Here is a 15756-nt window from a genome sequence, read left to right as displayed (position 1 = left end):
CCTTTATAAGAGGCATTCAGAAAAAAGTCAGATGGTTCTAAATAGATTTTGTCAAGTTTTTAAATTCAAATTAATTCATAAAAAATTAAAAGTAATGAATTAAGAGTATTAAGATTAGAATATTAAAATTAAATTGATAGTGATGATAGGATAATATGTTTATTATATTTATTAAAAAAACTGTATATGAAAATTTATTATAAGGAGGTTTTAAGATGAAATATAAAGCTGGAATACAAGTGAAAAATAGATTCAAAAAATCATTATTTGCTACAGCTACAGCTATAACTTTAGGTCTAAGCACATTTGGAGGTTCTGTTTCTGTATTTGCTGCTGAGTACGTGATTCCAATAGTAGATTCCAAGACTTTGGAACAAAGTCCTGAAGATTCTCAGGAACGTATAAAAAAACAAAATGAAATAAGAGAACATTTCAAAAATATACCACAAAAGACACTTCCTGTTTTAATTGCGGCGGATAAACAGTATCGAGACGCTCACTCTGATTGGAAGACACGAACGAAAGAATTGGTTGAAAATGGAACGAAAGATTTTAAAGAATACTATAAAATCAAATATGTTCCTATTCAATTTTACGAATGGGATTCGAAGGGACAGAATCAGTCTGATATAATGTATAATTTTGCTGATGATTACACTAAATACATAACGGATAATTCTAATTTTTCAGGTAGTTTTGGTCTTGTTATTGGGTTTACTGCCAACAAGGATTATGGTAGTGCTTATGGAGGAATGTTACCACAAACGGTAGGTCTAGAAGAAGGTGAATCCATTCCATTAGTTACTATTAAGGATGTTCCTATCGATAATATGATTTGTAGTATAGAAAGTACAATTAAACATGAGTTATCCCATACTTATAGTGTCCCAGATGATAATAAATGGTTAAGAAATAGTATAATGTCTTCTAAAGTGGGGGTTACAGAATGGTCTTCAACTGAAATGGAAATTATTAAAAAGAATAGGGATCGCTATCAAAACCATAAAATTTAGGAGTTTATTGGTTACTGTTCATAGTAAATCAATTCATAATTATGATGATTTGATTTGTTAAATTTAGAGAAGAACATAAGTAGATAAGCTAATCGCAAAGTGGGGATGAGATTGATATAAAATTTAATAATGAAAGATGTTTTCTCTATAGTACGATTAGCAATAATCTTCAAAATTTCCGATTCTGTAAAAAATAGAATAATCAGGCGAGTTATGTTTTTATGCATGTGTTATTTACTATACAAGTAGTATTTGAAGCAACATATTGAATACTTATGGTTAAATATATTCAAAAATAAATTTTGTCTTATATAAACCAAACCAAAGTTCGCAATGAAACTTCGGTTTGGTTATGTACAATGAATTTTTAATATTAAACAACTATTTATATTTTCTTCGAATTTTAATCGCTATGTGTAAAAATATTTATTCGTAAAAAGGATAGCATTGAATTTAAAGTTCAATCGTTAATACATTTAAATTATAAGAATTTTTTTATTTCTTCTAAATTACGCTTGGTAGGTATAGTAGAAATAAAGATAACTGGAACGTGATTAATTCTAATAGGTGTATCAGTTATAATACAAGATACATCAGAGTATTCCATGCTTAATCTTATTAAATCTTCATAGTGTACATCTATAAAATTTATATTTTGTTTGAATGTTGAGTTAAAGAATTCCACTAAATATCTTTTCCAATGTTCGCCTTCCTTTGTGTATAGAATTATTTGAGGCGTTCTTTGTTGTAGTTTCATTTGTCGTGTTACTATATGCATAGTTAATAAAGCAACATGAGATGTTGATATATTAGGACGTAGATTAGAATTACTCTTTTCGTATATTTTTTTAAAATCCTTTAATTTTTTGTTGATTAAATAAAAGATAGTTGAGTGTTTTTTTCTTATATGAGAATTAGTTATATAGTTGCTCCGATCATTAGATTGTAAGAAATGGTGTTTTTTAGGCAACAGTATTTGGTTTAATAAATTTATAAATTCAAAATCATATAATAATTCTATTTTAAATTTTTCTTCAAGTTTGTATATAAAAGTTTGTAAAATTGGGTATAAAGGATATTCTATGGAAGAAATGGGTTCCGGATTTTTTGCTTTTTTATATGTATATGCTGAACCATTAATTGCCAAGATAAAAATAACAATATCTAAATCCGTTAATTGAATATTGTGTTTTTTGAAAATACATTTAGTGATTTTATTTAATGTCTCATATTTAAATAATCTTTGTATCTTTTTAATTTGCCAATGCTTTAATGAAATTGAATACCCATTGTTTTTTCTTTTTAAATATAAACAAATAAAAAAAGATAGTTTTTTAATAGAGTCTTTATAGAATATTATGTTTTTAGTTTTTTCAACTGCCTTCAAGTATTCTATGAATAATTCACGCTTATAGTGCTTGAAAGGCCACTCCTCATCACTATATGCATTAATATATAAGTCATAATACATAAGTAGTATATCCACATTGTTTCCTGATAGTCTTAATGGGGATCTTTTTAATCTTATATTGTGTTGCTGTAAGTGATATGTGACCTCGTTTAAAATGTTCTGTACTTTTTTGGTTTGAATATATAATTTTTCGGCTAATACTGAATTAGATGATACTTTTGTATCTAGTAAAATAATTAGTGTTTTAAAAAATAGAGTGTGTTTCCAATATAAAAAATCTATCTCCTTATTGGATGCATTAAAAGGTTTGTGTAATTTTACGCCTTTATTTTTGCAAGTTGCGATAGACCAATTATTAGGAAGATTTTTTTGTAAATATAATAAATCTCTTTGTATTGTTTTTGTTGAACAATTAAGTTTAGAAGCTAGTGCATTTATGGAAAACCATCTAAACTCTTGTACTAAATGTTTTAAAATATGATATTGACGTTTAATTAGCATATCGGGTTCTGTTTATTGCTTTTTAAAGAAACATTAAAAAGCAATAAAATCCTTCCACCTCCAGATTAATAATTTTTTGTAGTGATTTTAATTGAGTATGTGTTGAACACAAAAATATCTTAAGGCCTAAAGTGCACTTTAGGGCAAGGGGAGAATTGTACTTAAATCGATAGGGTCTAATTAGTTTAGTTAAAAGAATCTATTTCAACAACATGAAATTTGTCCGGAATGTGGACAAAAAGTATTTTAAATTTATAAATAGATGCTATTGATATAGCTTACTTATATAAAAAAGTGAACTAATGACTGAAGGGTTGAAAGATAACGGTCAGTGGTATTACTTTGCCTTTAATCGTGAAATTATGAGTTATGTCATCAGCGAGTCTCAAGCACTACCATTAGCAATGAAGACATTAAAACAGGCAATGAGAGGTCCAAAATTAAAAGATGCCCTTCTTCACTCAGATCAAGGAAGTATTTATACAGCGAAGTAATTTCAAGTGTATGCTAAAGAAAACGGCATAATCACCAGCATGTCCCGGAGAGAAAATTCCCATGATAATGCTGTCATGGGAAGCTTCTTTGGTCATTTGAAAAGTGAAGCTTTCTATTTACAAGAGATAACAAAAGTATTTCACTCAACTGTGCGAAAGATTGTGCTAGAATACATTCATTACTACAATTGTGTGCGAATTCAAGAAAAATTAAACCACCTATCTCCTAAAGAAATTAGGGAACAAGTGGTTTAGATGTTTTGATAGGTGTCCTGTTTTCGGGGTTCACTTCAAATATAGAGGGGATTTTTTGATTGGTTTTAAAAAGTGTATTTAACAATGTTTTTTGGGATTAAATTTTTTATTTAAAGAGCGGGAGTTATGGCTCACTTAAATTCTTGTTGCATTATAGATTAAATTGTAAATTTTATTACCCGAATAGATGGGTGTAAGTAGCATGGAAAGAGACAATAGATACATTTATAATGTGCAGTTGATTTTGAAAAAATGTGCTATGAAAGATTCCAATAAATGGATTTTGTCCAAAAGTAGGTCCATCCCAGAGCAACTTGTTAAAATAAAAAAATAACCCTTTACTTAATTATTTTAATTAGGTAAAGGGTTATTTTTAATTATTCTCATCCAATAAAATTCCAAAACATAAAAGAGTGTCGGAAATTTTAAAAAGGTTTCCAACACTTCTTTTAAATATGATCATTGAAATATTCTAAAGAAACTTGTATTTGTTGCTTTAAAATTTTTCTCCATAAATGATGTTTAATCTCCCCAGTACCTTTACTAACTTTTGTACGTTTAATTGTTCCGTCTGGCATAATCTTTCTATAGAAATAGTGATCGGTGTCTTTATAGCATTCCCATCCATCTTTTTCACAAAACCGTTTTAGTTCTTTAAATGTCGGCATGAATTAAGCTTATGACTCCGTCTAAATCATCTTGTAATAAAACGTTCATAATAAACGGAAAGTGTTCACGACGGTTTGGGGCATTGTAGTATAGTTGGATGTTATCAGAGTAATCTTGTGCATATTCAATTAATTCAATAGCTAAATCACGAATAGCTGCTTCTTTTGATTCTGAGTTAACGAATAAATCAAAATCTTTTAATTCTGCTGTGATTGAATCATCATCTTCAAGTACATATTTCAAAGTGAAAGTGTAAGTAGAAAAGACCATTTTGGCCTGATGAATATTGAGACTTAAAAATGGTTCTTTATTGTTTCTAGAAACAAATTGTGGCTTGTTTTGTTGAACTACACCATCAATAAATTCGCTCCAATTTTTACGAACATCGGTAGCGTTAAGAACAGCTTGCATAATCATCTCCCCTTTCACCTCCAGTATAAACTTAAAACTTGAAATTGTACATAGTGTACATTATGTACACTATGTACAATTTATATTCTTGTTTATTTTATTCATTCCCTTTACTTTTTACTCCTATAAATTGAAATGTTTTATAAAAAGGAGTTTGAGATTATAAGCTTTACCTCTTTTTTTAATGATTTTTTACTTTTATAGGGCGATAGTTTAAAGCAGATTGCAAATAGCTGGTTCTGATATCTTAATGGTGTGAAAATTCAAAAAAAGGATTTGTCAAGTTATTAAATTGATAATTGAAATGCGTTATTTATTGTACATTTATTAATGTAAATTTTCCTTTTGATAGTATACCTTAAAGCATTTTAACGAGGGGAATTTTTGGGTAAAGTAGAGGTCCATTATTATTTTTTCTTACTTAGTAACAATTTAATTATCAGAGAATTGGAAGGGGAGGTATTAATGAAAAAATTACCAATAGTTACAGGGTGTATTATTACAGCTATTTTGACTAGTCAAGTATTACCATTACCAGCAAGCGCAGCTGATAAAAAACAAGTGGATAACCAAGGCATAAATACAAGTAATGTCGTGGTTTCATCGACACTACAAAATTTAGGAACACAGAGTGTTTTATTAAAGACATATGCATTAACTTTATTAAAACAACCTACAGTAGCAATTGAGACTATGCCAAACTTGGGGGTGTATCAAGAAAAAGCGAAGCAACATGCCCGTTATTGGTTGGATACAGTTCAACCTAGTTTTATTGCTGCAAACCAGCAATTAATTTCATTCCAGCAAAAATTCCAAAATTATTATAATAAGTTGATCGAATTATCTTCCAAAATAGTAACAGATAACCAAGCTAAGCAAGAATTTATTATTGGTATTACAAAATTACAAGAGTGCTTAAATAATGATCAAAATGAAATTCAAAAAATGTCATCTGGTTTACAGAAGTTTCAACAAAACTTTAATGTTGATGCAGAAAATTTTATAAGTTTAGCTGCAACAGCAAAAACATCTTTGGCAAATAAAAACGGGGAAGTAGAACAATTAGTAAAGCAAATTGAAACGTTAAATAGTGATATCACATCTCAAATTGGAGTAATTGTAGGTGGAACTATTGGTATGGTAGCTGGAATTGGAGCTATTGTTTTTGGAACTATTGTTTTATTCACAGCAACTGTAGCGACAGGTGGTGTTGGTGCTGCAGTTGTTGTACCGACGCTAGGTAGTATAGCGCCTGCATTGGGTGGAATAGTTGGTGGAACAGGTGGACTTATAGGTGGTGGTGTTACAGTCGGATTTGCAGCTAAAAAATTAGAAGAAAAGCGAAAAGAACTGCAAGAAACTACGCAGAAATTAGAGAATGCCAAAGCGGATGCAGCGGCTTTAACACTTTTAGTAGGGCAAGTAAACACATTTAAAGATACTGTAACAAAAGGTAAGGAAAGTTTAGAGGGATTTGATGACAATTGGTATGAACTGAAAAATAATTTCAACGTACTACAACAGAATGTGAATAAAATTAATCCGGATAGTTCTGTTTTACAAAATAATTTAGTGCAGATTAAAAAGAAGGTAGATGGTTTGGCTCTTCAAGCTAAGCAACAAGAGAAAGTAATTACGGATATTTCTTATAAATAGAGAATCTTTCGAAATCATTATTAACATTATTTAGCTATTAAAAGGGAGGATATTTATGAAAAAAATACCTGTTAAGTTAATGACATGTGCTGCATTGGTTGCTACTTTATCTACGGCAAGTATTATGCCATCCTACGTGTTTGCAGCTGAAACAAAAGAAGCAACCGTGAAAACTGAAAAACAACCGAATCTACCAGACAAATATTTGGGACCAGAGGGACTAAAAAAAGCATTGGAAGATACAGGTTCACATGTAATAGTGTTAGATGCTTATGCCCTAACTTTATTAAAGTCCCCTCAAATTAAACTAGATAAAACTCTATTTAAAGAACAGAAAGATAAAGATCTAGTAGACGCCGTTATAAATATTCAAAAAGTAGCACAGGGTAATGCAACACAATGGGTAGATGTTTTAAAGCCGGAATTAATTAATGTGAACCAAGGTATTGTTAATTATGGAGTAAAATTTGATAATTACTATCAAACTATTGTGGATGCTGTTGATGCAAAAGATAAAGAAACTACAAAGCAAGGGGTTGAGCGTTTATATAATAGTGTACAAGAGAATAAAAGGAAAGTAGAGCAATTAGTAGAAAATTTGAAGGACTTTCGTAATAAGTTAATTACAGACACGAATGAATTTCAAAGTAAGACAAATCAAATAGTCACAAATTTAGAAGGGAAAAATGCTATATTGCCATCTCTAAAACAACAAATTGATGCCTATAACTCACAAGTTAGTGCATCAATTGCAATGATTGCCTCTGGTGGTGTTTTAACGCTTATGGGAACAGGATTTGGAGTACTTACAGTAGTATTAGCTGTAAGTGGGGTAGGATTACCATTTGCAGCTATTACAGGTACAGTTGCGGCAGGAGCTATTGGTGGAGGAGTGACTCTCATCGTCACAGGAAATAATAAATTAAAAGAAGCAAATGCTCAAATTGCAAAATTGACAATGCAATTAAAAGATACTGATTTACAGGTAGCAGCTTTGAAAGTTGCGAGTGGTCAAACTAAAACATTTGCAGATACAATTAATGTGGCAATTGATTCAGCAGAAGCATTAAAAGATCAGTGGACAACGATGGGGTCAAAATATAAGTCATTAATAGATAATATTGATGGAATTTCACCAAGTTCTCTTGCATTTATTAAGGAAGATTTGAAAACAGCAAAAGATAGTTGGGTAAATATTAAAACGTATGCAGATACATTATATTCAAAAATTACAATTCAAAAATAATATTTTGTAATAAAAGTTGTTCTTCCCCTTGTGCGCGAGAGATTGTACAGGGGGATAATTATTCGAATAGGAAAGCGGTGATGTGTATGTTATCTTATAAAAATTTCATCGTACGTTGTTGTTTATGTAGTGGCATAATTCTTTTGTTTTTTGCACCAATGTCTGTGTTAGCGCAAATAAAAAGTCCAGGTGCTATGTTAAATTTAGAGGTTGGTAGATTGCTAGATTTGAGTTCTGGATTTTATACTACATTAGTACAATATAAACACCTAGAACATAGACTTATTTCTACAAGTACCTTAACATCAGTTACTAAACACGTAGATGAAATGGGGGAATTAGGAAAAAGGTGGTATATTGAAATAGCGCCCCATATGAAAAATAAGAGAAAGCAAGTTCTTTCTTACAATGCCACTTTCCAACAAAAGTATAATGACATGCAACAACAAGTTCAGAATAAAAATAAAGAAAAAGTTCTTAAAGTGTTAGAAACTATTCAATCTGATATTGATATGCAAAAACAAGGAGTTACGGAATTTCTAACAGTTGCTAAATCATTTAGAAATGATGTTAGTGCTATTTCTAGGCAGCTTCAAAATGATCGCAAGTCATTACAAGTTATAATAGATGTGGAAGAGGAAAAACAAGGTTATCCTGTTATAGGAGAGAACCTTTTATTAAATTGTATTGTAGATAGTATTAATTATATTAATGGAGTTAATGGGGGAGCAGAGGGATTACTGAGCCATTTAGAAGTAATGAGTACAAATTGGACAATTTTAGAAGCTAAGCTGAAAATCCTCATTCAAAATATAAAAGATACTTCTGATATTAATATGAACTTTATTAGCGCAGATATGAAAGTGATGAAAGAAAACTGGGATAATATTTATTACAAGACCCAACAATTATACTGGGAAGAGGACTAGATTTGAACTATTTAGTTACCATTATTGCTTTATAATTGAACTACTTCCACCTCAAGTAAGATCGTAGGGGCCTTACTAAGTCGTGGGTAGTTCAATTATAGTATTATAGTTAGTTAAGTAGCGATGAGATAGAGTATGAAATTTAAAACATAAGGCTTTTTGTAGAGAGGTGTCGCTTGCGATGAAATATTAAAACAACGTAAGATTTGTCGGTTTTTAAGACAAATTTACTGTTTTATACTTGGTTGACAAGAAATAAAATTAAAAGTAGTGTATTTAACAATTTTCTAACATATCTAAGGAGTATAGTGGTTAATAAATAGATTACTATTACCATTTTAGAAACTAAAGGTACCTCAAAGTGAAAAAAAGATAATTTTAATCAAGTTGATTTATGAATGTATTGGTAAGTTGATTTTAGCTTATTCCCTTATAAGAACATAATAAAACCATAACCTTAACTATCTAGATTATATAACCATTGTTAAGGTTGCACTACTTTTAAGACAAACTCTTTTTGAAAAGAGTTTGTTTTTTTATATAAATATGATTAGTTACATATTTTGTTAAGAGTAGTTTTTCAAGAAAGTATCTATTTTGAATTCTAATAAGGGTATTTTATGAATAACTAACTATATAAACTTATACAAGATTAAAAAGAATAGTATTCTTATTTTTTGGTATTGGGAATTAACATGTTATTAAAAAGGTTGTATTTTTAGTGGTAAGAAATACAACCTTTTTAGCGTAGCATTATGTACTACTTAAAGTGTTATTTTCAATAAAGTTTGTTATACATCTATAATCACGCTGGGTAGGTAGATTAAAAATTTTTATAACTGGTATTGATTTTTGTATAGGAAGATTGGTATTTGTAATAATTAATGCAATTTGATTGGTATTTAAAAATTCCTTTAGACATGAGAGGGATTTTGTAAATATTATGATTTCAAATTGAAAGGGAAAGTATTTTTTTAACCAAGATTTTAAGTAAAACAGTATTCCTGAATCAGTAGAAACATACAATAATAATTTGAGTGGTCGTTGTTCCGTATACCCTCTCACGGATTCTATTAATAAACTAATGATCGCAACTTCCTCTTCTGGAATATTAAAACTATATTGTGAAAATAATGACTTATATTGTTTTTGTACTTTTGAAAAGGTATTAGGAAAATTATTTTTTATATAGTAAGTATTTGTTTCATATAAATTATTTTGTAAAGAAAATGCAAATTTGTTAAATGAGTGTATGTTACTTAAGTAGAATACCCTTTGTATACACCTTGTAATATGGTTAATTAATTCTGCATTTTTCAATATTGGAATTTGCAAGTTCTTTTCTAGATTAGACAAAAAATGGCTTATTTTTGTATCTAAATAAATAGCTTCTTTTTGGGTTTGATTTGGTGTAATATTTTTAGAAATACTGTGATTCTCCCCCCAATATTTTGCCCCTATTAAATGTATAGTGAAATATAATATTTCATCAGTAGAAAATAAAATATTTGTTTCCTTTTTCAGAGGAGATAAAATTTTTTTGCAAGTTTTATAATATGAAGTACCTCTTAACATAGCGTAATCTCTAGAATCAATATGTATAGGATTATTAGTTTTGATTCTAGATACGGTTATTGCTAAGATACAAGCTAACATATGTTTATCATTTTGAAAAAAAGTAATATTCCATGTTTTTTCAAACATTTCAATAAAGTAATGAATTCGATCTTTTTCATAATAATAGAATGGCCAATTTTGTCCATATATATTTACATATAAATCAACAATACACTTTCGAATTAACCATTCTTCACCTCGGATTTGTAGAGGCCGTTTTGTTAAGTGTAAATTATACCGTTTTACAAATGTTTCAATTTTATTCAATGTATATTTAATTGTATAGTAAGAATAATTAAATTCACTTGCTAATGATGTAAGTGTAACGTTCTTATAATGTAGTATGTGGCAAAATATTTTATAGAAGCTTGATTGATTTCTAATGTTGTATATTATATCTTCAATTGAAGAATTTGTTGGTTTTTTTAATCGAATACCATAGCCTCGTTTAGTTTGAATTTCCCAACTATTAGGTAAATAATCTTGTAAAATGTGTATATCTTTTCTTAAGGTATTATTGGACCAATTTAGAGTGTTTTTTAATTCTGTTAAATGATACCATCTATCTTCTTGAGATAAGATTTCTAAGATTTCTTCTTTTCTTCTAATATGCAAATCAATACATTCATTGTAAATTTGTTGTGGCATCATTATCACCTCCTGAATTATGTTATAAGAACAAATGTAGTAGTTTCTAATTTGTAGGAGTATTATATAAAAATTTGAGGATGAATAAAAATCACAAAAAATGATTAGTTCAATCAATTTTAATGATTTTTATGTATATTAAATTTTAAGATTATTGTTTCTTCAGTAAAAAATTTTATTAATGGTGGGATTGGTTTATATTCTAACTGTATAAGTTAAAAGGAAGGTTATAAATTAAAGCTTTTGTGCAAATGAATTTTTAGATTCAAGCAGGTCTGTTTGGATGCTAAGAGATAAATGTGTTTACAATTGGAGAGTTCCTTTGAGAAAATGGAATTTAAAATAGGAGAAGATTCGCGCAAAATAATGAATTATTTTGTATGGAAGAAGTTAATGATTCTTATAGTTTGTCTTTCAGTAATTTTGTTAAGTGTATGACTCTTAATACATAATAAAGTTATTATTTCCTTCCAATCCGTAGGACGTATAGTTATTATATTGTTATTTGCTTATGATAATAAGAAGTAAATTATATTTGGAATCGGAATTAATATGTAAGGTTATTTAGATGTTATAATACCTTCGAGTAATACAACATGTATTCTACATAGGGTAAAATTTTATGACTAATGTTCTAGTTATTTGATATTTGTGTTAATACTTTTACAAACTTAGATAGTAGCAAGTGAAAAATATAGCCCCCTTTGCTGGGAGCTATATTTTAATTGAGAGGAAAAATCTGTAGAGAAATAAAATTGATTTATGAGTATTTATATGTATTTTTAATTTAAGGAATCTAATTTAATCATTTTTTCATCTACTTTATGAATTGCTTGAACTGTTCTTTCTTTATCTGCTAATAATTTCTTTTTTTGATCAAGGAAAATTTCCTTTCTTTTTGGAAGTGTTTCAGATTCTTGCATGTGAAGTTCCACAATGTGCTGTAATGTTTTAATAGGCATCCCTACAGACCTCATACATGTAATTAATTCGATCCAAAATAAATCATCCTCGGTAAAACAACGATATCCATTATTATCACGTTCTATAAATGGAAATAATCCCATTTTGTCATAATAACGAATAGTGTGTATAGCTATATCTAATTTTTCTGCAACTTGTTTGATAGACATTGTCATTGAAAATGAAACCCAATATTTATATATTATAATTTATAATAATTCATTTAATGGTATTATTATTCGTTTTAAATGCAGTTTTTTAGACGGATAAATAGCCTGTTATCCATTTATATCCATTATGAGTTTGTGCCCTTTTAAAGGATAATCCGAATTAATAAAATATTTTTTGTACTTAAATCTATTTTATAATATTTAAAAGAAGGATAAGGTTTCTATATGTACAAGCGGATTATAACGCATTTATTAGATAACTACAACTTCAAATAATTTAGGTAACTCTTGTAAAGTAAAAAAGAATAATTTAGAAATTTAAATAAAAAAACTACCTAGTTCAATGTTTAGAACTGGGTAGTTTTTTTATTTGGAAAATCTATTTATGTATAAAAAGTGATTTAAGTAGTTACGTAGTGAGAAAAAGGTGTTATAAGAACTGTTTTATTTCTTCTAAATTACGCTGAGTAGGGATCGAAGAAATTAAGATAACAGGAATATGTTTACATTCAATAGATGTATCTGTTATCAGGCAAGAAATGTTAGAATATTCCGAATGTGTTTTCGTTAAATTCTCAAGTTTTATATCCAAGAAATCAATAGCCTTTTTTAATGCAAGTGAAAAAAAGGCTTGTAAATAGAGTTTCCAATACTCTCCTTCTTTGGTATATAAAATTACTTGTGGATTTTTCCTTTTAAGTTCCATTTTTTTTGTTGCTATATACATAGTTAATAAAATAGTATTATGTATTGAAATGTTAATAGGGATATTAAGTTTATCATATGTAACTTTTAAATCTGTTAATTGTTTGCTAATTGTGTGAAAAATAGAAGAATGAGTTTTTTTTATGTGAGTTACAAAAGAATGATTTTTAGTATAATCGCTAAATAAATTATTATTTGCATTAACAGAATAGGTGAGTGTTTTACTTAAGGCTTGTATAAATTTTATATCATTTAACAATTCGACTTCCAGATTTTTTTCTAAATTCTGAATGAATTTTTTGACAAATGGACACAAAGGTTTTGTAATAGAATGAATTGACTTGATATAATTTTGTCTTTTATAAGTATATTCTGAGCGATTAATTATTGTAAGTATAATAGCGATGTCTGCTGTTGATAGTTGAAAATTGTATTTTTTAAAAATGTTTTCTATCAAATTTTTTAGTTGCGTATACTCATTTAATTTTTCTATTTTTTTTATTTGCAAATGCTTTATTACTACTGAATATCCTCTATATTTTCTCTTTAAATATAGGGCAATAAAAAATGAAATTTCTTTTTTTATTTCTTTATAAAATTTAATTCCCCTCAATTTTTCCATTTCGGCTAAAAACTCTACGCAAAGTTCACGGTTAATATCTTCAAAGGGCCATTCTTCATCACTATATGCTTTTAGATATAGCTCGTGATACATGAGAAGAATTTTTATATTATTTCCTGCTATTCGTAGAGGACGTCTTTTTAAAGATAATTGATATTTGTTTAGATGTAATTCTACGTCTTTTAAAATTTTTTTTACCTTCTTGATTTGAATATATAATTTTTCCGCGAGCAATGAATTAGATCCTATGTCAGTACTCATTAATATTTCTAATGTTTTAAAGAGCAAAGTGTGCCGAAGATACAGATAATTTATGTTATCAATAGATGAATTAAAAGGTTTGAATAATCGTACACCTTTTTTTTTATTGTATTTGATAAACCATTTCTCTGGTAAATTTTTTTGTAAGTATACTATATCTCTTTGAACTGTTTTAATAGAACAGTTGAGCTTTCGAGCAAGTTCAATCATAGAAAACCATCTATCTTCATTTACTAAGTGTTGTAGAATGTGATATTGACGTTGAATTAGCATAATGCGTTATATCCATTGGTGTATTAACTAAATTTGTTAATACCAATAAATTTCTCGACCTCCTGTGCAGTTTAGTTTTAGATTAGTATAAAAGTGTGAAGGTATTCTGACCCCATAAAGTGAACTTTATGACAAGGCCCTGTAAGCGCAAACGTATTTTGGGCATTATACATAGGAGAGGGTAATTTAATTATGAAACTATCATAATTAAATGAGATTCATTTCAACAATGTTAAAGTTGTCCATAAAATTGACAATTTTATGGTTTCACATTTAATTAAGAACTGCTTACATATTATATAAGAAATAAGATTCTTTAATTTTGAATTAGGTATTTTAAGAAAATCAAAAATTTTAAAATTTGTATATTGAGTTAAGTTTTTCTATGAAATTGCGCATCCAATTCCTAAATAGGGACTTCACTTATTCAAATAAATGAAGTTGAAAAATATGATTTCTGTCATTTGTATAATTGTTATATTTGAAGTCTTATTATTCTACGTTTCTAATTTTAGAATGTGTAAAATTACAATAGATTTTTTCAATCAAATTAGTCGTATGGTTTGTTGAAAATTAAATAAAGCGCTATCTAAAGTTAGTAATTGTAATATGGATTGAAAAATGTATATTACAGCCATCATAAAAAGTGATGAGTGTGATCAATTGTGTTCATTTTTAAGTTTATGTCCATTGAAATATAATTTTCTCATAATCAATTAATAGATAGGTAATGTGTATTCCTATATTTAAGGAAGTGATAGTTGGAGAGAGTTAAGTGTATATCTGTGGTTTTGTAATGAAAATAATAACAATTACGATTTTCATATAGTGTAGGATATATTAGTCTTTATGTGGAGTTGGATGGAGGTATTTGGGATGGTTAAAAAAAGCATAATGGTTCTAGCATTACTCTTTATTGGTGTATTTTTATTTTTCTATTTTTTAAATTCTGGAGTAAGAGCAAAAAATGAATCCAGTAATAAACATGATATAGCTCAATTAAGAAAAGAAAAAGAATCCCAAAAAGAAATTAAACAGGAGAATGATAAAAAGAAAGTTGAAGAAAAGGCACAAGACAAAAAAGTTATATATTTAACTTTTGATGATGGGCCAAGTAAGTATACGCAAGAAGTATTAAACATTTTAAAGCAAGAGAATATAAAAGCGACATTTTTTGTAATTGGCCCACATGCGGAACAATTTCCAAGTTTGATAAAAAGTGAAAAACAATATGGACACTATGTGGGTCTGCATAGTATGACTCATGATTATAAAAAAATATACACTAAAGGAAATTTTTTATCTGAAATGAAACAAGTTCAACAAATTCTTCAACGTATTATACATGAGAATCCAATACTTTGTAGACCACCATATGGATCTAAACCAGGATTAACTCAGGATTTACGCAATCAAGTTGCTGAAGCTGGGCTGAAAATTTGGGATTGGACAATTGATTCTTTAGATTGGAAGTATAACAAAGTTCCATTAGAACAGTCTGTCCCTAAAATAGTTGAAAATGTTGTATCACAGGCAAATAAAGATAAAGAAATTATATTAATGCATGATATACATCCCCAATCTGTGAAGGCTTTACCAGAAATTATTAAGCAGTTAAAAGAGAAGGGATATATATTTAAAACGTATAGCGAAAGTGAGCATATGTCTTTAAATTTTTGGCATGACAATCGTTTATAAACTAATATGTCCATACATTTAATAAATGATTATAGCTTTAAAATATATTTTTACAAAGGGGCTACGTTATGAAAAAGTTAAAGGAGTTATGGAATCGTTCATTTACACAATGGATGGTAAAAACCGTTTATTATCTTGCAATTTTATTTGCATTACTATGGTTATATGGGTTTCATGATACAAATACAAATCCGTTTATTTACAATGAATTCTA

Annotated in this window: 12 protein-coding genes and 1 pseudogene; 7 read left to right on the top strand and 6 right to left on the bottom strand. The window is 28.3% G+C overall.

The annotated features are described in order from the left end of the window. Positions 1 to 215 precede the first annotated feature (215 nt). On the top strand, positions 216 to 1013 hold the full coding sequence (locus tag CN409_RS32435) for a hypothetical protein (RefSeq protein WP_240517836.1): 798 nt from the start codon (positions 216 to 218) through the stop codon (positions 1011 to 1013). A gap of 481 nt (positions 1014 to 1494) precedes the next feature. Here CN409_RS32435 and CN409_RS27255 read toward each other — a convergent pair whose 3' ends face one another. Further along, complete coding sequence (locus CN409_RS27255) at positions 1495 to 2925, bottom strand: AcpB/EbpR/MafR family transcriptional regulator (protein ID WP_097891338.1); 1431 nt, start codon at positions 2923 to 2925, stop codon at positions 1495 to 1497. 344 nt (positions 2926 to 3269) lie between these two features. Here CN409_RS27255 and CN409_RS27250 point away from each other — a divergent pair. Then, positions 3270 to 3674: pseudogene (locus CN409_RS27250) on the top strand (transposase); the annotation flags it as partial. A gap of 449 nt (positions 3675 to 4123) precedes the next feature. On the opposite strand, the gene CN409_RS27245 reads toward CN409_RS27250, so the two are convergent. Next, on the bottom strand, positions 4124 to 4342 hold the full coding sequence (locus CN409_RS27245; RefSeq protein WP_044307620.1) for a type II toxin-antitoxin system HicA family toxin: 219 nt from the start codon (positions 4340 to 4342) through the stop codon (positions 4124 to 4126). Further along, entirely contained in the window at positions 4329 to 4754 is a 426-nt protein-coding gene (locus CN409_RS27240) for a hypothetical protein (protein WP_199717299.1), read from the bottom strand. Before CN409_RS27240 ends, CN409_RS27245 begins: the two co-directional genes overlap by 14 nt. Positions 4755 to 5219: 465 nt before the next feature. Between CN409_RS27240 and CN409_RS27235 the strand changes: the two genes are divergently transcribed. From CN409_RS27235 to CN409_RS27225, 3 genes are all read left to right on the top strand, one after another. Continuing rightward, the gene (locus tag CN409_RS27235) at positions 5220 to 6410 is read left to right on the top strand and encodes an HBL/NHE enterotoxin family protein (RefSeq protein WP_097981422.1); all 1191 of its coding nucleotides are present in this window, start codon (positions 5220 to 5222) and stop codon (positions 6408 to 6410) included. A 55-nt stretch (positions 6411 to 6465) separates the two neighbouring features. Continuing rightward, positions 6466 to 7656, top strand: a complete 1191-nt coding sequence (locus tag CN409_RS27230) for an HBL/NHE enterotoxin family protein (protein WP_097981421.1) — start codon at positions 6466 to 6468, stop codon at positions 7654 to 7656. 86 nt (positions 7657 to 7742) lie between these two features. Next, positions 7743 to 8585 carry an HBL/NHE enterotoxin family protein gene (locus CN409_RS27225; RefSeq protein WP_240518671.1) on the top strand — a complete coding sequence of 281 codons (843 nt, stop codon included), beginning with the start codon at positions 7743 to 7745 and terminating at the stop codon, positions 8583 to 8585. A gap of 753 nt (positions 8586 to 9338) precedes the next feature. Here CN409_RS27225 and CN409_RS27220 read toward each other — a convergent pair. The 3 genes from CN409_RS27220 to CN409_RS27210 form a co-directional block, all read right to left on the bottom strand. Continuing rightward, positions 9339 to 10850 (bottom strand): BglG family transcription antiterminator, encoded by a 1512-nt coding sequence (locus tag CN409_RS27220; RefSeq protein WP_044307615.1) that lies wholly within the window; start codon positions 10848 to 10850, stop codon positions 9339 to 9341. Positions 10851 to 11632: 782 nt separating this feature from the next. Beyond that, on the bottom strand, positions 11633 to 11989 hold the full coding sequence (locus CN409_RS27215; RefSeq protein ID WP_080339987.1) for a MerR family transcriptional regulator: 357 nt from the start codon (positions 11987 to 11989) through the stop codon (positions 11633 to 11635). Between the two features lie 424 nt (positions 11990 to 12413). Further along, a complete protein-coding gene (locus CN409_RS27210; RefSeq protein WP_044307614.1) occupies positions 12414 to 13844 on the bottom strand; it encodes an AcpB/EbpR/MafR family transcriptional regulator in 1431 nt (476 codons plus the stop codon). An 876-nt stretch (positions 13845 to 14720) separates the two neighbouring features. Between CN409_RS27210 and CN409_RS27205 the strand changes: the two genes are divergently transcribed. Together CN409_RS27205 and CN409_RS27200 are read left to right on the top strand one after the other, a co-directional pair. After that, complete coding sequence (locus CN409_RS27205) at positions 14721 to 15542, top strand: polysaccharide deacetylase family protein (protein WP_080339986.1); 822 nt, start codon at positions 14721 to 14723, stop codon at positions 15540 to 15542. Positions 15543 to 15610: 68 nt separating this feature from the next. Continuing rightward, positions 15611 to 15756 (top strand): teichoic acid D-Ala incorporation-associated protein DltX (locus CN409_RS27200; protein ID WP_086420016.1); only part of this gene is annotated, 146 nt, incomplete at its 3' end.

The sequence above is a fragment of the Bacillus sp. AFS012607 genome, from assembly GCF_002558005.1.
Taxonomy (GTDB): domain Bacteria; phylum Bacillota; class Bacilli; order Bacillales; family Bacillaceae_G; genus Bacillus_A; species Bacillus_A thuringiensis_S.
Note: the sequence above shows the minus strand (reverse complement) of the source record. Positions and strands in the feature narration are given on the sequence as shown.